Annotated in this window: 16 protein-coding genes and 1 pseudogene; 11 read left to right on the plus strand and 6 right to left on the minus strand. The window is 34.3% G+C overall.

The features are described 5' to 3' along the window. Positions 1–107: 107 nt before the first annotated feature. A pseudogene (locus tag ML436_00310) lies at positions 108–1,883 on the minus strand (oleate hydratase). A gap of 350 nt (positions 1,884–2,233) precedes the next feature. Here ML436_00310 and ML436_00315 point away from each other — a divergent pair. Both ML436_00315 and ML436_00320 read left to right on the plus strand, forming a co-directional pair. Beyond that, positions 2,234–2,707, plus strand: a complete 474-nt coding sequence (locus tag ML436_00315; GenBank protein ID UMT78238.1) for a DUF1648 domain-containing protein — start codon at positions 2,234–2,236, stop codon at positions 2,705–2,707. 261 nt (positions 2,708–2,968) lie between these two features. After that, positions 2,969–4,561, plus strand: coding sequence for an L-lactate permease (locus ML436_00320; protein ID UMT78239.1), 1,593 nt, complete (start codon positions 2,969–2,971; stop codon positions 4,559–4,561). Positions 4,562–4,860: 299 nt separating this feature from the next. On the opposite strand, the gene spa is transcribed toward ML436_00320, so the two are convergent. The 5 genes from spa to sirA all read right to left on the minus strand — a co-directional run bounded on the left by spa (position 4,861) and on the right by sirA (position 10,730). Next, positions 4,861–6,141 carry a staphylococcal protein A gene (gene spa / locus ML436_00325; GenBank protein UMT78240.1) on the minus strand — a complete coding sequence of 427 codons (1,281 nt, stop codon included), beginning with the start codon at positions 6,139–6,141 and terminating at the stop codon, positions 4,861–4,863. Between the two features lie 474 nt (positions 6,142–6,615). Further along, entirely contained in the window at positions 6,616–7,368 is a 753-nt protein-coding gene (gene sarS / locus ML436_00330) for an HTH-type transcriptional regulator SarS (protein UMT78241.1), read from the minus strand. A 366-nt stretch (positions 7,369–7,734) separates the two neighbouring features. After that, positions 7,735–8,733, minus strand: coding sequence for an iron ABC transporter permease (locus ML436_00335; protein ID UMT78242.1), 999 nt, complete (start codon positions 8,731–8,733; stop codon positions 7,735–7,737). After that, the gene (gene sirB / locus ML436_00340; GenBank protein UMT78243.1) at positions 8,730–9,725 is read right to left on the minus strand and encodes a staphyloferrin B ABC transporter permease subunit SirB; all 996 of its coding nucleotides are present in this window, start codon (positions 9,723–9,725) and stop codon (positions 8,730–8,732) included. Before sirB ends, ML436_00335 begins: the two co-directional genes overlap by 4 nt. Before the next feature lie 15 nt (positions 9,726–9,740). After that, complete coding sequence (sirA, locus tag ML436_00345) at positions 9,741–10,730, minus strand: staphyloferrin B ABC transporter substrate-binding protein SirA (GenBank protein ID UMT78244.1); 990 nt, start codon at positions 10,728–10,730, stop codon at positions 9,741–9,743. Positions 10,731–10,960: 230 nt separating this feature from the next. Here sirA and sbnA point away from each other — a divergent pair, with 230 nt between their 5' ends. The 9 genes from sbnA to sbnI are packed head-to-tail and all read left to right on the plus strand — an operon-like array spanning position 10,961 to position 22,190. Further along, positions 10,961–11,941, plus strand: coding sequence for a 2,3-diaminopropionate biosynthesis protein SbnA (gene sbnA, locus ML436_00350; GenBank protein UMT78245.1), 981 nt, complete (start codon positions 10,961–10,963; stop codon positions 11,939–11,941). After that, positions 11,938–12,948: an N-[(2S)-2-amino-2-carboxyethyl]-L-glutamate dehydrogenase SbnB gene (gene sbnB, locus ML436_00355; GenBank protein ID UMT78246.1), complete on the plus strand. Its 1,011-nt coding sequence runs from the start codon at positions 11,938–11,940 to the stop codon at positions 12,946–12,948. The genes sbnA and sbnB overlap by 4 nt, the downstream gene beginning before the upstream one ends. A gap of 20 nt (positions 12,949–12,968) precedes the next feature. After that, entirely contained in the window at positions 12,969–14,723 is a 1,755-nt protein-coding gene (gene sbnC / locus ML436_00360) for a staphyloferrin B biosynthesis protein SbnC (protein ID UMT78247.1), read from the plus strand. Beyond that, entirely contained in the window at positions 14,716–15,972 is a 1,257-nt protein-coding gene (sbnD, locus tag ML436_00365) for a staphyloferrin B export MFS transporter (GenBank protein UMT78248.1), read from the plus strand. The genes sbnC and sbnD overlap by 8 nt, the downstream gene beginning before the upstream one ends. Beyond that, positions 15,962–17,686, plus strand: coding sequence for an L-2,3-diaminopropanoate--citrate ligase SbnE (sbnE, locus tag ML436_00370; protein UMT78249.1), 1,725 nt, complete (start codon positions 15,962–15,964; stop codon positions 17,684–17,686). The genes sbnD and sbnE overlap by 11 nt, the downstream gene beginning before the upstream one ends. Continuing rightward, positions 17,607–19,469, plus strand: coding sequence for a staphyloferrin B biosynthesis protein SbnF (gene sbnF / locus ML436_00375; protein ID UMT78250.1), 1,863 nt, complete (start codon positions 17,607–17,609; stop codon positions 19,467–19,469). The genes sbnE and sbnF overlap by 80 nt, the downstream gene beginning before the upstream one ends. After that, entirely contained in the window at positions 19,444–20,220 is a 777-nt protein-coding gene (gene sbnG, locus ML436_00380) for a staphyloferrin B biosynthesis citrate synthase SbnG (GenBank protein UMT78251.1), read from the plus strand. Before sbnF ends, sbnG begins: the two co-directional genes overlap by 26 nt. Then, complete coding sequence (gene sbnH, locus ML436_00385; protein ID UMT78252.1) at positions 20,220–21,422, plus strand: staphyloferrin B biosynthesis decarboxylase SbnH; 1,203 nt, start codon at positions 20,220–20,222, stop codon at positions 21,420–21,422. The genes sbnG and sbnH overlap by 1 nt, the downstream gene beginning before the upstream one ends. A gap of 3 nt (positions 21,423–21,425) precedes the next feature. Next, positions 21,426–22,190 carry a bifunctional transcriptional regulator/O-phospho-L-serine synthase SbnI gene (sbnI, locus tag ML436_00390; GenBank protein UMT78253.1) on the plus strand — a complete coding sequence of 255 codons (765 nt, stop codon included), beginning with the start codon at positions 21,426–21,428 and terminating at the stop codon, positions 22,188–22,190. The last annotated feature ends 170 nt before the right edge of the window (positions 22,191–22,360 follow it).

A 22,360-nucleotide genomic window follows, 5' to 3' on the forward strand; every position in this document is an offset into this window, starting at 1 on the left:
ATAAAAAATCATGAGAGTGGAACAACGAAATAATTTTTATAAAAACATCATTTTGTCCCAGTCTCATGATTCGAAATCACCAAATAAAAATCTATTAATGGTTTTCGTTATAACAATTTGTGTTCTTTTAATAATGCCTCAATGTACGTACCTTTTACCTTTTTAAGGAATCCAGCTAATGCGAGTTTTTGCATTTTCGAATCTTTAGTAATCTCACGCAAATCTTGGTGGTCATTGAGCTCATATACAGCATCCATTAAGACGCGAAGATCAAATGGACTATTGATGACCTCTGGGATGCCACGATCTATATTTAGCAATTGATAAACAGCTTCCATTGCAGTACGAACAGAATATTCTGTTGTAAATACAGTGTCACGTTCTGTTTCTGCAAAGTTACCAATAAATGCTAAATTTTGAGATTGATGAGGGACGACTAAAGGTCTGTCGCCGATAGCACGCGTCATGAAATAAGAAGTGATATATGGCATATAAACAGGAATCGTATTAGATGCATGTTTTGCTAAGTCTTCAATTTTGTCAGTTGATACACCTAAGTGATACAGCCATTCTTGACATATTTCATTACCACTACATTCTGTAATTGGCTTTTTAATATAATCGCCGCTTACATCTGAATATAAGGCATAAATCCATGTAGATATTTCATTTTCAGGTTGTTCTTTAAACTGTTGCTGACGATTGATTGTAAAACTCATTTGCCATGCAGAATCATTGATTGTAATAATACCACCTGTAACTGTTTTGCCTGCAAGTGGATCACGTTTACAAATACTTTCTATTGTATCGATAATCTCTTTATTGTTTGTCGTAGAAGTTGCTGAAACAAATCAACTTTTTTCAGGAATATTTTGGCAAAACTTGTCAGGATTACCAAATTCAGGACTTTGTCGCGCCAAATTTTTCCATAACGTCCAACTACCGCCTAATTCGTTAGTTGGTGGCGCGGGCGTATTGTTATCACCATACGTAGAGCTTTCCGTAATACTACCGTTTGTCACAAAGACAAGATCATCTACAGTCAGTTTAATTGACTCTGCTTTGCTATGTCGGTGAATTAATATTTCTCGGGCAATTTTTTGACTTGTCGTAACATCTACTTTAATATCTTCGACTTTTACATCGTATTCAAATTGAACCCCATGCGATTTCAAATATTCAACCATAGGTAATACTAAAGATTCATATTGATTATATTTAGTGAATTTTAAAGCTGAAAAGTCTGCGAGACCACCAATATGATGAACGAATCGCATTAGATAGCGACGCATTTCCATTGCAGAATGCCACGGTTCAAATGCAAACATTGTTTTCCAGTAAATCCAAAAGTTTGAATTAAAGAAGTCGTTGGAAAATACATCCGTGATTTTGACATCATCTAAATCTTCTTCATTCGTTAAGCATAAATCTAAAATTTCTTTAATTGCTTTTTTGGTCAAAGTGAAGTCTCCATCGGTAACTAAACGTTGACCCTGTTTTTCAATAACTCGACAGCGAGAATAGTTAGGATCCTCTTTGTTTAGCCAATAGAACTCATCTAATACAGACGCGTTATCGATTTCTAATGAAGGGATAGATCTGAATAAGTCCCACAAACACTCAAAGTGGTTCTCCATTTCACGACCACCGCGGACAACATAGCCTTTTAAAGGAATATTTTCACCGTCAAGACTACCACCTGCTTTAGGTAACTCTTCTAAAATATGAATCTTCGAACCTTCCATTTGACCATCCCTAATTAAGAAACAAGCTGCCGCAAGTGAAGCTAACCCAGACCCGATTAAGTAAGCAGATTTGTTTTCTACATTTTCAGGTTTTTTAGGGCGCGCAAATGCTTCATAGTTACCATAACTGTAATACATATTCACCAAGTCCTTTCGTATTAGAATACACTCAAACTATACCCCTTTGTGAATTGCAAATATTAGTATTTATATTGGTAAATATGACGAAATTAGATCATTTTTATATTTTTTATTTTTAAAACTTTATCACTCGAATATTTTTGGATTCTGAGGTACGGGACTTGGAATAACTCGGATCATTATGTGGCATGTTATACAGGTAAATATAAGCTATGCACATTTAACAAGCCGATACTCCTAACGCAACTATAGTATCATTACATATTGTTTAATCGTTTGGGGTAATGTAATTAAAAGGTAAAATAGGCAGAGTGTTATACATAAAATGTAAAGAAAGAGGCGATAGAATGTCTAAAATCAGGTCTTTTACAATATTAAGTCTACTTATTTACTTAGCTATGATGTGCTATACAGTAATGAACTATTCAAAATTACCAACGAAAGTGCCTATTCATTATAATTTAGCAGGGGATGCTGATAACTTTGCTGATAAATGGGTGTTGCTATTGATTAATAGTGCATTTATAGTGATATGGCTTATATTTTTCATCGCAGGTAAATACTATGAACGATTTGCTAAATGGTCACATTATAATCACACACCACGTGAAATTCGAGCGATTAAATTATTTTTAAGTACGTTAAATTTGGAGATTATGAGCTATATTTCAATTTTCATGATTTTAGAAATTTGGCAAATACAACACCATCATCAATTAAATTTATTATGGTTTAATATGATATTTATCATTATCATTGGTTTGACGCTTGTCATATTTTGTTTACTTCCTACAATTCATAAAATGAGAGATTCTCAATAAAAATATAAACTGTCATGATGCAGTTTTGAAGCGGATTTCGAAGATTATTATAAATAATATCTAGTATTTATAAATAAAATGATATATTATTTATTATAGTTAAATATTGTGTAAATTTTGTGAACTTTTTGTAAAAATTCGATTGCCCGTCACATATAGGAATGTTACATTTTAAATATGTGATCATCGCAAAATATAAGTTGAAATAGGTTGTAGATTAATCTGGATGATAAATATTTTATATAAAGAGAGGGAGTCATTATGACACTACTTACTGTAAATCCATTCGATAATGTTGGATTATCAGCCTTAGTTGCAGCAGTACCTATTATTTTATTTCTATTATGCTTAACCATTTTTAAAATGAAAGGCATTTATGCAGCATTGACAACTTTGGTTGTTACATTAATTGTGGCTTTATTTGTGTTCGAATTACCAGCACGTGTATCAGCAGGTGCAATAACAGAAGGCGTTGTTGCCGGTATTTTCCCAATAGGATATATCGTGTTAATGGCAGTTTGGTTATATAAAGTTTCTATTAAAACAGGACAATTTTCTATTATTCAAGACAGTATTGCAAGTATTTCAGAAGACCAACGTATTCAACTATTATTAATTGGATTTTGTTTCAACGCATTTTTAGAAGGTGCAGCAGGATTTGGTGTACCGATTGCAATTTGTGCAGTGTTATTGATTCAACTTGGCTTTGAACCATTAAAAGCTGCGATGTTATGCTTAATTGCTAATGGTGCGGCAGGTGCCTTTGGTGCGATAGGTTTACCAGTTAGTATTATTGATACGTTTAACTTAAGTGGAGGCGTTACAACATTAGATGTTGCGAGATATTCAGCATTAACACTTCCGATTTTAAACTTTATTATTCCATTTGTTTTAGTATTTGTTATAGATGGCATGAAAGGTATTAAAGAAATTTTACCTGTCATCTTAACAGTGAGTGGTACATATACTGGATTACAATTATTATTAACAATATTCCATGGTCCAGAACTAGCAGACATTATTCCATCACTAGCAACAATGGTGGTACTAGCATTTGTTTGTCGTAAATTTAAACCGAAAAATATTTTCAGGTTGAAAGAATCAGAACATAAAATTCAAAAGCGTACACCTAAAGAAATCGTATTTGCATGGAGCCCATTCGTCATTTTAACTGCTTTTGTATTAGTATGGAGTGCACCATTCTTCAAAAAATTATTCCAACCTGGAGGTGCGCTTGAAAGTTTAGTATTAAAAATGCCAATTCCAAATACTGTGAGTGATTTATCTCCTAAAGGTATTGCGTTGCGTCTTGATATGATTGGGGCAACTGGAACAGCGATTTTACTAACGGTGATTATTACAATTTTAATTACGAAGTTAAAATGGAAAAGTGCAGGTGCCTTATTGGTCGAAGCAATTAAAGAATTATGGTTACCGATCCTTACAATTTCAGCTATTCTAGCTATTGCTAAAGTCATGACATACGGTGGTTTGACTGTAGCAATTGGACAAGGTATTGCTAAAGCTGGTGCGATTTTCCCATTATTCTCTCCAGTACTAGGCTGGATTGGTGTGTTTATGACTGGTTCAGTTGTAAATAACAATACTTTATTTGCGCCTATTCAAGCGACAGTGGCACAACAAATTTCGACAAGCGGTTCATTACTTGTGGCAGCTAACACTGCAGGTGGTGTAGCAGCGAAGCTTATTTCACCACAATCAATTGCCATTGCGACTGCAGCTGTTAAAAAAGTTGGTGAAGAATCTGCATTATTAAAAATGACATTAAAATACAGTATTATATTTGTAGCCTTTATCTGTATTTGGACATTTATACTAACGTTAATATTCTAAATATACGTTGTAGTGTTTGATTTAATTTAAATAATAAATGAAGAATCGAGCTAGTACGAGATACTATATGTATTTCACTAGTTCGATTTTTTACATTTGGAAACACTTGTTGTGTCTATAGATTTCACGATTTGTTTCTTCGATGGCTGTCAGAAATATGAGGTCAATAAAAAATGCACTAAGCAACAAAAGATGTTGCCAGTGCATTTATTATAGTTCGCATCCGAACAAATAAGAATGATTTGAATATATAAGTTAAAATTGGTTTGGATAAAATGATATCTATAGTTGTTTATTTTTTATAGTTCACGACGACGTCCAGCTAATAAGGCTGCACCTAACGCTAATGATAATCCACCAAATACAGTTGTACCGATAAATGGATTTTCTTCACCAGTTTCTGGTAATGCTTGAGCTTTGTTAGCTTCTGCATGATTTGCTTGTTGCTTCTTATCAACTACAAGTTTTTGACCAGGTTTAATCATGTTTTTATCTGCTAATTTGTTATCTGCAGCAACTTTGTCAGCAGTAGTGCCGTTTGCTTTTGCAATGTCATTTACTGTATCACCAGGTTTAACGACATGTACCCCGTTACCATCTTCTTTACCAGGTTTGTTGTTATCTTCTTTACCAGGTTTGTTGCCGTCTTCTTTACCAGGTTTGTTGCCATCTTCTTTACCAGGCTTGTTGCCGTCTTCTTTACCAGGTTTGTTGTTATCCTCTTTACCAGGCTTGTTGTTGTCTTCTTTACCAGGTTTGTTTTTGTCTTCCTCATTTGGTGCTTGAGCATCGTTTAACTTTTTAGCTTCTGCTAAAATTTCTTTGCTTACTGAAGGGTCATCTTTAAGACTTTGGATGAAGCCGTTACGTTGTTCTTCAGTTAAGTTAGGTAAATGTAAAATTTCATAGAAAGCATTTTGTTGTTCTTTGTTAAATTTGTTATCAACCTTTGGTGCTTGAGCATCATTTAGCTTTTTAGCTTCTGCTAATAGGTTAGCACTTTGGCTTGGGTCATCTTTTAAGCTTTGGATGAAACCATTACGTTGCTCTTCGTTTAAATTTGGTAAATGCAGGATTTCATAGAAAGCATTTTGTTGTTCTTGGTTGAATTTGTTGTCAGCTTTTGGTGCTTGTGAATCGTTAAGTTTTTGAGCTTCGCCTAAAAGGTTATTACTTTGACTAGGATCATCTTTAAGACTTTGGATGAAACCATTGCGTTGTTCTTCATTTAAATTAGGCATGTTCAAGATTTGATAGAAAGCACTTTGTTGATCTTTGTTGAAGTTATTTTGTTGCGCATCAGCTTTTGGTGCTTGTGAATCATTAAGTTTTTGAGCTTCACCTAAAACGTTAGCGCTTTGGCTAGGATCATCTTTAAGACTTTGGATGAAACCATTACGTTGTTCAGCATTTAAGTTAGGCATATTTAATACTTGATAAAAAGCATTTTGTTGAGCTTCATCGTGTTGCGCAGCATTTGCAGCAGGTGTTACGCCACCAGAGATAAGTAAAGTACCTAAAGTTACAGATGCAATACCTACACCTAGTTTACGAATTGAATAAATATTTTTCTTTTTCAAATTAATACCCCCTGTATGTATTTATAAGGTCATCATAATATAACGAATTATGTATTGCAATACTAAAATCTATATTTATAATTAAATTTAAATGTAAGTTTTACAACTTATTAAATAAATATTTTGTGTAAATAATTTTTCAGAAATACAAAGATTCGATTGGACAATTTCGCTTTAAATCCAATTATAAAAACCGATAAAATGTAGCGATAAATCAACGATGAAAGCGATTTAATAAAGTAGAGTTAATTATATTTTTTTACAACAAATTCGAGTAAGTGAAATAATTTGGACTAAGTTGAAATTTGAAAAAGGGATAAACATCATTGTGACTAACAATTGATTTTTAGAAGATCTCTATAAAGTGAAATAAAAATACAAGAGATCGAGACATAAAGCTTTTGTGCTCTGGGTAACCGATTAACGGCGTCCCAAAAGCAAGATTTTGTCCCGACCTCTTGCATGAGGCTTATTTTATTGGAAAACAAGATGTAAATGATCTTTGTCAGCCAATAATTGATTTACTTGTGCCAATAATTTTTCAGCATGGTCTTGTTGTGCGTCATCCATATGAATTAAAATTTTTCTTTCATCTTCAGTTGAGCGTACCTTTATTAGATAACCTTGCTTTTTTAAATTATTGAGAGCTCTAACAGTTTGAGGGTATTTGTGGTGAATCGTCTCAATTAAATCTTTGAGAAGAACGATGTTTTTATTTTGAGAAGTGATAATAGCTAGAATTGTGAATTCTACAAAACTTAGTGTCAGATGTTTTTTGATAATGTTTTTGAAGTACATCGTATACATCATCAAATTAAGAAAATCTTTACTATCTTTTGGTATGATTTGTGATTCACTTTGATCCGCGTGATTAAATTTTTTGATGATTTGATCAAATAATGATACGCGTTCTGCAATTTTTTCTCGTTGCTCTTCTGATATAGAAATATAAGTATTACGCTCATCTATTTTACTTCGAATTTTGCTAACATATGAATGCTTCACTAGAACCTTTATATGCTGGACTAAATCGGATTGTTTATAACATAAATCTGAGACGATTTTTTTAAATGGTAGTGTCTTTTCTTGTTGATGAAATAAATAAGTCAGTAATATAAATTCTTTTATAGTCATATCGACTTCAGGCTTTACCTTTTTCTTAAAACGAAACATGTATGCTTCAATGATTATAAAATCTCTAATTTTGTCTTGTTTATTATATTTCATTGTTTTTCTCCTTGTATATGCACTTTATTTTAATATAACACAATATAATAAGAAAAATAATCCATAATTTACAATTAAAAATAATATGATATTTTTATTAAAATTTGTGTTTTTGAATAAATGACATTATCAAACACTATATTTAAATAAGAAATAGCTATCGATATTTGAAAAATAGAAGAATATTGTCCTCTATTATAGAATATGAGCCAGTGTTAATTGTATAAAGTGGATTAATATGCAATAAAAGAAGTCGACACTTGTTAACAATCAATACAGGCACGTGTAAAGAAAAAACCTCGCAACTATATGTCAACTTTTATAAGCTAACAATGTTGTGAGGTCATTTTATTTTAATAGATAACTTTATAATTTTTTTACAGTCAATAATAAGTAAATGAAGAATGGTGCACCGAATGCAGCGATAAATATACCAGCTGGCACTTCTTTAGGTAAAAATAAGGTGCGTCCAATTAAGTCGGCAATAACGATTGAAATAGCACCAATCATTGCTGACATGAGTAACTTTTTAGCGTAACTTCCTCTAACGATTGTTTTGGCAATGTGAGGGGAAATTAAACCTACAAAACCAATATTACCTACTAAACTTATTGCGATAGATACAAGTATCGTAGAGGTAATTAATTGGATAAGTTTCATGCGTTGCACATTTAAACCTAAGCCAATTGCTACAGGATCATCAAGTATAGATATTTTCATTTTAGGAATGACAAGAAATAGCAATGGAACAATAGCTATAATAACAATGCCCAAAATAAAAGTATCTTTAAACGTTGCACCATAAAGACTACCAACTAGCCATGTATATGCTTTAGCTGCAGATAATTGCTTTGTTGTAATGAGTAAGCCTTGGACAAGTGCAATGAACAGCGTTTGCATTGAAATACCAATGATAATTAAAGTCGTCGGTCGAATTTGACCTTTCGTTTGAAATATTAATAGTATTACCATTGCTAATGCGCCACCTAACACTGCGAAAAGTGGCAGTAGATGTATCGACAAATGACTGAAAAATGCAATGAATACAACAGCACTTAAGCTAGCGCCACCTGTGATGCCGATAATATCTGGCGAGGCAATAGGGTTTTTTAATACATTTTGTAACATTAAACCACTCATCCCTAATGCAGCTCCAGCTAAAATTGCAAGTGTAATACGAGGCAAACGTAATACCTCTAAAGTGAATTGATCAATGCTTTCATTAGGATTTAAAAAGTACATCAATACGCGTTGAAATGGTATAAAACTAGAACCGACCATCATACTTACCACAGATACGAGGGTTAAAAAGATTAACGCGAAGATGAGGTTATAGGAGTCTTTTTTATTAATCTTTTCTGTCATAAGCGTTGACGTCCTTTCTTCATTATATAAATTAAGACAATAGCGCCAATTACAGCCGTAACAACGCCAATAGGTAACTCTAATGGCTTAATAATCACGCGTGCAATCATATCTGATATGATCATTAGAATAGCACCAGCTAGTGCCGTAAATGGAATCAGATATTTATAATTTGGTGGTAATAAACGTTTGCTAATATTTGGAACAATGAGTCCAACGAAAACAATTGATCCAGCAACGGCAACTGAAATTCCAGCTAGCATACTAATGAGCAAAATAATAATCCATTTTATTAATTTAATATTTTGCCCAAGCCCCGTTGCAATATCATCACTGGTCATCAATATATTAATATGTGAAGCTATACTAAACGCGATTAAAATAAGTATTAACACAAGTGGGATAATCCATGGTATATCCCATATATTACGCAATGAAACAGAGCCGCTTAGCCAGAATAGGAGTCCTTGCAAGTCAGTTTCATTCATAATGAGTATGCCTTGAGTAAAGGCTGTAAATAGCATTGCAATCGCTGCACCCGCTAAGATGACACGATGAGGTGAGAATAGTGTTTGTCTAAACATACCAAGTGCGACGACTAATACAGTAACAACAATGGCACCTAAAAATGCAATAACTACAATCATTTTAAATGACTGAATTTGAATAAATGTAATACTAAAAATGACAAAAAATACAGCACCTGCATTGACCCCAAAAAGACCTGGAGATGCTATTGAATTTCGTGTGAGTGCTTGCATCAACAAACCTGACACAGCAAGTGCAGCACCTGTCAATAAGGCGATGATGGTTCTCGATGCACGTGCACCAGTGACAACATTATGTAAATCGCTTTCACTATCAAAGTTGAATAACGCCTGTATCACCGTAATAGGTGACACAAGCGTATTCCCAATCATTAAACTTAAGATAGCTACTATTGCAAGACATAAACCAGCAATAACGATTTGATATTTCGGTTTAAGTAGCATCGTAAAACTCCTTAATTATTTTGATTGTTTTTCAATATTTAACTTTTCGTATAAATCGTCAATCAGTTTTAATGATGATTTATATCCACCAGCTAAGTTCCAAGTAATTTCATCTAAATCATCAGATACTTGGTTGTTTTTAACAGCATCTAGATTTTTCCATTCTTTACTTGAAGTCCATTCGCTTTCAGTCTTTTTAACTAATGCAGCATCTTTTGCGTTTGGATCAGATTTTACAACAAAAATATGATCAGCGTTCATTAATGGAATACTTTCTTTAGATGTTAATTGAATAATATCTTTACCATTATCAACTTGTTTTTGTAAATCTTTATTACGTTTAAATCCTAAATCGTTTAGAATTTCTCCTGCGTATCCACCAGCATAGATTCTTGTATGGTCAGCACGGAAGTTAACAACTGATGCTTTCAATGGCCATGCATCTTTATATTTCGCTTTTGCATCTTTTTGGAATGCAGCTACTTTATCATCATACTTTTTCAGTAAATCATCAGCTTCTTTTTCTTTCCCTAAAGCTTTCCCCATTAATTTTGTCGTATCTTTAAACTTGAATACTGTGTCAGTAGAAACAGTTGGTGCAATTTTAGATAATTGATCGTAAACTTTTTCGTTTCTAACTTTTGACGCGACAATTAAATCAGGTTTTAATTTAGAAATTTCTTCTAAGTTTGGTGCAGGTTCTTGACCTACAATTTTAGTATCTTTTAAATCATTTTTTATGTAATCAAATTTCGGTTTTTGTGTCCATGATTCTACAGCACCTACAGGTTTAACACCTAAAGATACAGCAACATCAGTGGCACCTTGATATAATGTGACAACACGTTTTGGTTTCCCTTTAATTTCAGTTGTCCCCATTGCATGTTTGATAGAAGTCGTTTCCTTGTCTTTGCTATCTGATTGCTTATTTGAATTCCCACTACATCCTGCTAAAACAAGTAGGAAAGCAAGTGTAACAACAAGCATTTTAATTACTTTATTCATTGATTAATTAGCCTCCTTCGTGATGTATGACAATGAGAATCATTATCACAAACAAGTATGAATTAAATTATTTCTTAAGTCAATAAAATATTTATGATTTACATGCAACTTATAATTATTTGACATATAAATGCATAAAAAATATAATCCTAGTTACTTGATAGTGAGAATCATTATCAATTAGGTAACACACAATATTATAGAATTTTAAATTTGAGGAGGAAGCGCTTTTGATTGAACGAAGTCAAGCATGTCACGATTCATTATTAGATTCTGTAGGGCAGACACCCATGGTTCAACTTCATCAACTATTTCCAAAGCACCAAGTGTTTGCAAAGTTAGAGTATATGAATCCAGGAGGCAGTATGAAAGATCGACCAGCCAAGTACATTATTGAACATGGTATTGAATCTGGTCTTATAACTGAGAATACGCATTTAATTGAAAGTACCTCTGGAAATTTAGGTATTGCCTTGGCGATGATAGCTAAAATTAAAGGATTAAAGCTCACTTGTGTTGTTGATCCTAAAATATCGCCAACAAATTTGAAAATTATTAAAAGTTACGGCGCCAATGTAGAAATGGTTGAAGAACCTGATGAGCATGGGGGTTATTTAATGACTCGTATTGCTAAGGTTCAAGAACTATTAACTTCTATTAAAGATTCATATTGGATTAATCAATATGCAAATGAGTTAAATTGGCAAGCCCATTATCATGGTGCTGGAACTGAAATAGTAGAAACAATTAAACAGCCTATAGACTATTTTGTCGCACCAGTAAGTACGACAGGTAGCATTATGGGTATGAGTAGAAAAATTAAAGAAGTACATCCAAACGCACAGATTGTTGCCGTGGATGCTAAAGGGTCAGTCATTTTTGGTGACAAACCTATTAACCGAGAGTTACCTGGTATTGGTGCAAGTCGCGTACCAGAAATTTTGAATAGATCAGAGATTAATCAAGTCATTCATGTAGATGATTATCAATCTGCACTAGGCTGCCGCAAATTAATTGCTTATGAAGGTATTTTTGCAGGTGGTTCAACAGGTTCAATTATTGCAGCAATAGAGCAGTTAATAACAAAGATAGACGAAGGTGCAACAATTGTAACGATTTTACCAGACCGAGGAGATCGTTATTTAGATTTAGTGTACTCAGATACATGGTTAGAAAAAATAAAGTCAAGACAAGGAGTTAAATCAGAATGAATAAAGAGATGTTGTATTTAAATAGATCAGATATTGAACAAGCAGGAGGTAATCATTCACAAGTTTATGTGGACGCGTTAACAGAAGCATTAACTGCGCATGCACATAATGACTTTGTACAACCGCTTAAACCATATTTAAGACAAGATCCTGAAAATGGACATATAGCAGATAGAATCATTGCTATGCCAAGTCATATCGGTGGCGATTACGCGATTTCAGGTATTAAGTGGATTGGTAGTAAACACGACAATCCATCAAAACGTAATATGGAACGTGCTAGTGGTGTCATTATTTTAAATGATCCAGAAACAAATTATCCAATTGCAGTTATGGAAGCTAGTTTAATTAGTAGTATGCGTACAGCAGCAGTTTCGGTGATTGCAGCCAAACATTTAGCTAAAAATGGGTTTAAAGATTTAACAATTATTGGTTGTGGATTAATCGGAGACAAGCAATTACAAAGTATGTTAGAACAATTTGATCATATTGAACGCGTCTTTGTATATGATCAATTTCCTGAAGCATGTGTACGCTTTGTTGATAGATGGCAACAACAGCGCCCAGAAATTAAATTTATTGCAGCTGAAACAGCTAAAGAAGCTGTGTCAAATGGTGAAGTAGTCATTACATGTACTGTTACAGATCAACCATATATTGAATACGATTGGTTACAAAAAGGTGCATTTGTTAGCAATATTTCTATTATGGATGTACATAAAGAAGTATTTATTAAAGCTGATAAAGTCGTTGTAGATGACTGGTCACAATGTAATCGTGAAAAGAAAACAATTAATCAACTTGTATTAGAAGGGAAATTTAGCAAAGAAGCACTACATGCTGAACTTGGACAGCTTGTTACTGGTGAAATTCCTGGTCGTGAAAATGATGATGAAATCATATTACTTAATCCAATGGGCATGGCCATTGAAGATATTGCAAGTGCTTATTTTATTTATCAGCAAGCACAGCAACAAAATATTGGTACAACACTAAGCCTATATTAAGAATGCGAGGTGTCTAAATATTGCATACTCATAAAGCAGTGAATACAGCACAAACGATAATATTAAGAGATTTAATTGATGCACTTTTATTTGAAGATATCGCGGGAATTGTTTCAAATAGTGAGATAACTAAGGAACATGGACAAACGATATTAATTTATAAAAATGGGGATCAACAAGTCAAAATACCTGTATATTTTAGTGCGTTAAATATGTTTCGCTATGAAAGTTCAAAACTTATCACGATAGATGGTAGGACATCTAGCAAACTGTTAACAGCGCCAGAATTTTGGCGAATGATTGTTGATATGAATCGGGATTTAAGTGGAGAGTGGGAAGTTGCTCGCGTTGAAGAGGGACTAAATACTGCGACAACCCAACTTGCTAAACAATTATCGGAATTAGACTTGGCAACGCATCCTTTTGTCATGTCAGAGCAATTTGCAAGTTTAAAAGATCGTCCATTTCATCCACTAGCTAAAGAAAAAAGAGGCTTATCAGAAGCAGACTATCAAGTTTATCAAGCTGAATTAAATCAATCATTTCCTTTAATGGTTGCAGCTGTTAAAAAGACACATACGATTCACGGTGATGAAGCTGATTATGATGAGTTAGAGCGTTTGACCGCTCCTATAAAAGACCGAGCGAGAGACATGTTGAATCATCAAGGTTTATCGATAGATGACTATGTGCTATTCCCAGTGCATCCTTGGCAGTATCAGCACATTCTGCCGAACATCTTTGTGAAAGAGATTGCTGAGAAATTGGTTATCTTGTTGCCACTAAAATTCGGTGATTATCTTTCATCTTCAAGTATGCGTTCATTAATTGACGTTGCATCTCCTTATAATCATGTCAAAGTACCATTTGCGATGCAGTCATTAGGTGCATTAAGGTTAACGCCTACGCGTTATATGAAAAATGGAGAACAAGCAGAACGATTATTACGTCAACTTATTAATAAGGATGAAGTACTAGCTAAATATGTGACAGTTTGTGATGAGACAGCTTGGTGGTCGTATATGGGTGAAGATAATGATATTTTCAAAGACCAATTAGGACATTTAACTGTCCAGCTAAGAAAATATCCGGAATCATTAGCTAACAATGATACGCAACAACTTGTATCAATGGCTGCACTTGCAGCAAATGACCGTACCTTATATCAAATGATTTGTGGAAAAGATGATCTTTCTAAAAATGACATCATGACATTGTTTGAAGATATCGCACAGATCTTTTTAAAAGTGACTTTATCATTTATGCAATATGGTGCATTACCAGAGTTACATGGTCAAAACATCTTATTGTCATTTGAAAATGGGCGAGTACAAAAATGCGTATTACGTGATCATGATACAGTCAGAATTTATAAACCATGGCTGATATCACATCAGCTTTCATTGCCGCAATATGTTGTAAGAGAAGATACACCTAATACTTTGATAAATGAAGACTTAGAAACATTCTTTGCTTATTTCCAAACGTTAGCGGTATCGGTAAATCTATATGCCATTATTGATACGATGCAAGATTTATTTGATGTGAGTGAGCATGAACTTATGTCATTGTTAAAACAAATTTTAAAAATTGAAGTTGCAACTATTTCCTGGGTTACAGCTGATCAGTTAGCGGTAAGACATATTTTATTTGATAAACAAACATGGCCGTTTAAGCAAATATTATTGCCATTGCTTTATCAACGAGATAGCGGTGGAGGTAGTATGCCTTCCGGTTTAACTACTGTACCAAATCCAATGGTGACATATGATTGAACAGTCTATCTGGCGCAATAATTTTCGCATTTTATGGCTCAGTCAGTTTATCGCGATTGCAGGTCTTACAGTACTCGTGCCATTATTACCTATTTATATGGCATCGTTACAAAACCTTTCAGTCGTCGAAATACAGTTGTGGAGTGGCATTGCCATTGCTGCTCCCGCTGTTACGACGATGATAGCTTCACCGATTTGGGGAAAGCTAGGCGATAAAATCAGCCGGAAATGGATGGTATTGCGAGCGCTACTTGGTTTAGCAATATGTTTGTTTTTAATGGCATTATGTTCGACACCGTTACAATTTGTACTTGTGAGACTACTACAAGGATTATTTGGTGGCGTAGTTGACGCATCAAGTGCTTTTGCAAGTGCAGAAGCACCAGTAGAAGATCGTGGAAAAGTATTAGGAAAGCTGCAAAGTTCAGTGAGTGCTGGCTCACTAGTTGGACCATTAATTGGTGGCATTACGGCTTCGATATTAGGGTTTGGCGCACTACTAATGAGTATTGCTGTTATTACTTTTGTTGTTTGTATTTTTGGTGCATGGAGATTAATTGAAACAGCGCATGTACCGAAATCACAAATACCTAATATTAATAAAGGTATTCGTCGTTCATTTCAATATCTGTTATGCACTCAACAAACGTGTCGATTTATTATAGTTGGTGTTTTAGCAAATTTTGCTATGTACGGTATGTTAACTGCGCTATCACCGTTAGCATCATCAGTCAACCACACAACATTAGACGATCGTAGTGTCATTGGTTTTCTACAATCTGCATTTTGGACAGCTTCGATATTAAGTGCGCCTTTATGGGGGCGCTTTAATGATAAATCCTACGTTAAATCAGTATATATTTTTGCAACGGTAGCGTGTGGCTGTAGTGCTATATTACAAGGTTTAGCGACGAATGTAGAATTTTTAATGGCCGCAAGAATACTACAAGGATTGACATATAGTGCACTTATTCAAAGTGTTATGTTTGTCGTCGTAAATGCATGTCACCAACAACTAAAAGGCACATTTGTAGGAACGACAAATAGTATGTTAGTCATTGGTCAAATTATTGGTAGTCTTAGTGGTGCTGCCATTACAAGTTATACTTCACCGGCAACTACGTTTATCGTTATGGGCGTTGTATTTGCTGTAAGTAGCTTGTTTTTAATTTGTTCAAACATCACTAATCAAATCAACGATCACACATTAATGAAATTATGGGAGTTGAAACAAAAAAGTGCAAAATAAAGAATTAATACAATATGCAGCGTATGCGGCTATCGAGCGCATTTTAAATGAGTATTTTAGAGAGAGTAACTTATATCAAGCTCCAGCTCAAGATAATCAATGGTCTATTCAATTATCAGAAGTTGAAACATTAACTGGTACATTTCGTTATTGGTCTGCTATGGGACATCATATGTATGGCGCAGAGGTATGGCTTCTTGATGGCAAAAGTAAGAAATTAGCAACATATAAAGAAGCGATTGCACGTATTTTGCAACATATGGCGCAAAGTGCTGATAATCAAACAGCTGTACAGCAACATATGGCACAAATTATGTCAGATGTAGATAATAGTATTCATCGAACAGCACGTTATTTGCAAAGTAGTAAGACAGACTATACAGAGGATCGCTATATCGTCTCCGAACAATCTTTGTATTTAGGTCATCCGTTTCATCCGACGCCAAAGAGCGCAAGTGGATTTTCAGAAGATGATTTAGAGCGATACGCACCGGAATGTCATACTTCATTTCAATTGCATTATTTAGCTGTACATCAAGATATCATTTTGTCGCGTTATGTTGAAAATATGGAAAATCAGGTTTCGACAGTATTACACCAATTAGCTGGTATCGATATGTCAGAGTTACCCAAAGACTTTATTTTATTACCGATACATCCTTATCAAATTGGTGTGTTGCGACAACATCCTCATTTTATTCAATATAGTGAACAAGGCTTAATTAAAGATTTAGGTGTTTCAGGTGACATTGTATATCCAACATCTTCTGTAAGAACGGTATTTTCAAGGACATTAAACATTTATTTGAAATTACCGATACACGTTAAAATTACTAACTTTATACGTACAAATGATCTTGAGCAGATTGAACGTACAATTGATGCAGCTCAAGTTATTGCAACGATTAAAGATGATGTAGAAACACCTCATTTTAAATTAATGTTTGAAGAAGGATACCGTGCACTATTACCTAATCCACTAGGACAATCAGTTGAACCTGAAATGGATTTATTAACGAATAGTGCAATGATTGTCCGTGAAGGTATTCCAAATTATCATTCAGAAAAAGACATTCATGTGTTGGCATCATTATTTGAAACAATGCCTGATGCACCGACGTCTAAGTTATCACATGTTATTGAGGAAAGTGGTTTAACATCGGAAGCATGGCTCGAATCTTATTTAGATCGCACGTTATTGCCGATATTAACTTTATTTAGTGACACAGGAATTAGTCTGGAAGCACATGTACAAAATACATTGATTGAATTAAAAGACGGTATTCCTGAAGTGTGCTATGTCAGAGATTTAGAAGGGATTTGTCTTTCAGCTACAATTGCTACGGAAAAACAACTTATCCCTAATGTAGTATCTATATCAAGTCCTGTTGTATATGCACATGACGAAGCGTGGCATCGACTTAAATATTACGTTGTAGTAAATCATTTAGGGCATTTAGTATCTACAATTGGTAAGGCAACACAGAATGAAGATGAATTGTGGCAATTGGTAGCGCGCCGTCTTATAGATTGGAAGGAAAAATATGTTGATAATGCAGTGTTTGTTGAATGTGTTGAAGATTTATGTCAATCACCGACGATTGCTGCTAAAGCAAACTTAATGAGTAAATTGAATGATTGTGGTGGAAACCCAATTTATACACATATACCAAATCCAATTTGTCATAACAAGGAGGTATCGTATTGTGAATAATGCAATTAATAGCGCAATTCTTGAGCGTGTTAAAACTAGAGTCATGTACCAACTTGTATCATCACTTATTTATGAAAATATCGTTGTATATAAGGAAGCATATCGAGATGGTGTGCGTCATTTTACAATAGAAGGAAAAGATTCTGAATATCATTTTACTGCTAAAAAAGCACATAGTTTTGATCGAGTATGTCTAACATCATCAGTTACACGTATTGTAGGAAATGATATTACTGAGACGACAGATTACGCGCAATTACTAAGAGAAGCTTTGTTTACATTTCCTAAAGATGATGAAAAGTTAGAACAATTTATCATTGAGTTATTACAAACAGAATTGAAAGATACGCAAAGTTTGCAGTTTCGCGAAGAACATCCACCAGCGAAACCTACAACATTTAATGATTTCGAATCTTATGCGATGGAAGGTCATCGATATCACCCAAGTTACAAATCACGCTTAGGATTTACGCTGAGTGATAATTTGAATTATGGACCTGATTTTGTACCAGAAATTAAATTGCAATGGTTAGCTATTGAAAAAGATAAAGTGGAGTCAACGATATCGCGTAATGTTGTGGTAAATGATTTATTACGACAACAACTTGGTGATGTAACTTACCAACGTTTTATAGAAAACATTGAGGAATCTGGCAAAGATATAGAGGATGTCGAGTTGATTCCTGTTCATCCATGGCAATTTGAACATGTAATACAAGTTGAATTGGCAGAGGAATGGCTCAATGGAACGGTGTTATGGTTAGGTGAAAGTGATGAAGTATATCATCCTCAACAATCGGTTCGAACTATGTCACCGTCAGATATATCGAAATATTATCTTAAAGTACCAATCAGTATAACGAATACATCTACGAAACGAGTATTGGCACCTCACACAATTGAAAATGCTGCCCAAATTACGGATTGGTTAAAGCATATTCAGCAAAAAGATACGTATCTAAGTGATGAATTAAAGACGGTTTTCTTAGGGGAAGTCTTAGGACAGTCTTATTTAAACACACAACTTACATCTTATAAGCAAACTGAAATCTATGGTGCGCTAGGTGTGATATGGCGTGAAAATATATATCATATGTTGAATGGTGAAGAGGAAGCGATACCGTTTAATGCACTTTATGCGAGTGACAAAGATGGTGTGCCATTCATTGAAAAGTGGATAGAATCTTATGGTGTCGAAGCATGGATGAAGCAATTTTTATCTGTTGCGGTTCGTCCAATGATTCACATGCTGTATTATCATGGCATTGCTTTTGAATCGCATGCACAAAATATGATGCTCATTCACGAAAATGGCTGGCCTACGCGAATTGCTTTAAAAGATTTTCATGATGGTGTCCGATTTAAACGTGAACATTTGAGTGAAATTGCTTCACATTTGAAGTTAAAGCCAATGCCAGAAGCACATAAAAAAGTTAATAGTAATTCATTTATTGAAACAGATGATGAACGATTGGTACGAGACTTTTTACACGATGCATTTTTCTTCATCAATATTGCTGAAATCATCTTATTTATTGAAAAGCAATATGGTATCGATGAACAAGTTCAGTGGCAATGGGTTAAAGACGTTATTGTATCTTATCAAGAAGCATTTCCAGAATTGAATAACTATCAACATTTCGATTTGTTTGAACCTACAATTCAAGTTGAAAAGTTAACGACACGTCGTTTGTTAAATGACTCGGAGTTGCGAATTCATCATGTTACTAATCCATTAGGTATAGGAGGTAGTGTTAATGCAACAACTATCCCTGAAAAATAGATTGAACAATGGTGATTCAGTTTATGGCATTTTTAATTCCATACCAGATCCACTGATGATAGAAATTATTGCTGCAAGTGGTTATGATTTTGTTGTGATTGATACAGAGCACGTAGCGATTAATGATGAGACATTGGCGCATTTAATTCGTGCAGCTGAAGCAGCACATATTATTCCAATTGTTCGTGTCACTGCAGTTATAGATAGGGATATCATTAAAGTGTTAGATATGGGTGCAAGAGGTATTATCGTGCCACATGTGAAAGATCGTGAGACAGTTGAACATATCGTTAAGCTAAGTCGTTATTACCCGCAAGGTTTGAGAAGTTTGAATGGTGGACGTATGGCTAGATTTGGACGCATACCATTACTTGATACTATGGAAATGGCTAATGAACATATCATGGTGATTGCTATGATAGAAGATGTTGAAGGGGTTATGGCCATTGAAGATATAGCACAAGTTGAAGGTTTAGACATGATAGTTGAAGGTGCTGCAGATTTATCTCAGTCACTTGGTATGCCATGGAAAACCAGAGATGAAAAGGTAATGTCACACGTTCAACATATATTTGAAGTTGCAAAGGCAAATGGCAAACACTTTTGTGCGTTACCGCGTGAAGATGAAGATATTGCAAAATGGCATAAACAAGGTGTACAAACGTTTATCTTAGGTGATGATCGAGGAAAAATTTATCGTCATTTTTCAGCAACTTTAGCGACGTCTAAGCAGGAAGGGGTTAAAGATTAATGCATGTGGTTCAACCAGTTATCGAACAATTAAAAGCACAACGTCATCCAGTTTGTCATTATATTTATGACTTAGTCGGATTAGCGCAACATTTAAAATACATTACATCATCATTGCCGAGTAATTGTCATATGTATTATGCAATGAAAGCAAATAGTGAACGAACAATTCTAGATACAATAAGTCAATATGTTGAAGGATTTGAAGTTGCATCTCAAGGTGAAATATCTAAAGGACTTGCATATAAACCAGCCAAACATATTATCTTTGGTGGCCCTGGTAAGACAGACGAGGAACTAAGATATGCAGTAAGCGAAGGTATACAACGAATTCATGTTGAGAGTTTATATGAATTACAACGCTTAAATGCAATTTTAGAAGAAGAACAGAAAACACAACATATATTATTGCGTGTTAATTTAGCAGGACCATTTCCTAATGCAACGTTGCATATGGCAGGACGCCCAACACAATTCGGTATTTCTGAAGACGAAGTTGATGATGTTATTGAAGCTGCGCTAGCAATGCCAAATATACATCTTGATGGCTTTCATTTTCATTCAATTTCTAACAATTTAGATGCAAATTTACATGTTGATGTAATGAAACTTTATTTTGAAAAAGCTAAAGCATGGTCTAAAAAGCATCAATTTTCTCTTAAGCATGTTAACTTAGGTGGCGGTATAGGTGTCAATTATGCGGACTTAACTAGCCAATTTGAGTGGAATAATTTTGTAGAACGTTTTAAAACACTGATCGTTGAGCAAGAAATGGAAGATGTGACATTGAACTTTGAATGTGGGCGCTTTATTGTGGCGCATATTGGTTACTATGTGACAGAAGTTCTAGATATTAAGAAAGTACATGGTGCATGGTATGCAATTTTGAGAGGTGGTACGCAACAGTTTAGACTACCGGTATCTTGGCAGCATAATCATCCTTTTGACATTTATCGTTGTAAGGATAATCCATATTCATTTGAAAAAAATTCAATTTCACAACAAGATATAACGTTAGTCGGTCAATTATGTACACCGAAAGATGTCTTTGCTAGAGGTGTAAAGATAGATTCAATGAGTACAGGTGACGTAATTGTTTTCAAATATGCTGGTGCATACGGATGGTCTATCTCACATCATGATTTCTTAAGCCACCCACATCCTGAATTTATTTATTTAACGCAAACAAAGGAGGATGAATAACTATTGAATCATATTCATGAGAATTTAAAATTGGTAGCAGTAGATAAAATTGATCTTCACGAAACATTCGAACCTTTAAGATTGGAAAAAACAAAAAGTAGTATTCAGGCAGATGATTTCATACGTCATCCGATTTTAGTGACACCTATGCAACATGGTCGATATATGGTTATTGATGGTGTCCATCGATATACGAGTTTGAAAGAATTAGGGTGCAAGATGATACCCGTTCAAGAAATTCATGAGACGCAATACTCAATTAGTACTTGGCAACATAAAGTACCATTTGGAGTATGGTGGAAAAATTTACAACAAGAACATCGTTTACCTTGGACTACTGAGACAAGACAAGAAGCACCATTTATTACGATGTGTCATGGTGACACAGAACAATATTTGTATACAAAAGATTTAGGTGAAGCACATTTTCATGTATGGGAAAAGGTTGTTGCTAGTTATAGTGGATGTTGTTCTGTAGAAAGAATTGCGCAAGGTACATATCCTTGCCTTACTCAGCAAGATGTACTCATGAAGTATCAACCATTAAGTTATAAAGAAATTGAAGCGGTTGTTCATAAAGGGGAAACTGTGCCAGCAGGTGTGACACGCTTTAATATTTCAGGACGTTGCCTTAATCTTCAAGTACCACTGTCATTACTTAAACAAGATGATGACGTTGAACAGTTGCGAAATTGGAAGCAGTTTTTAGCAGATAAGTTTGCTAGCATGAGGTGCTATACTGAAAAAGTATACCTTGTTGAACAATAGTTTTACTGTAATTTTAGGAAATTAGAAGGTTTAGAGAATTGATAGCGAAAATATAATATAACAATATAGTGTGGAGAACTTTTAGTATTTTATAAATATGGAAGTTCTCCATTTTTGCATTTTGCATATAAAAATTAAATAAAATAAGGTATATTAATATAAAGTATAAA

Origin of the sequence: Staphylococcus roterodami, assembly GCA_022493055.1 — a bacterium.
GTDB lineage: Bacteria > Bacillota > Bacilli > Staphylococcales > Staphylococcaceae > Staphylococcus > Staphylococcus singaporensis.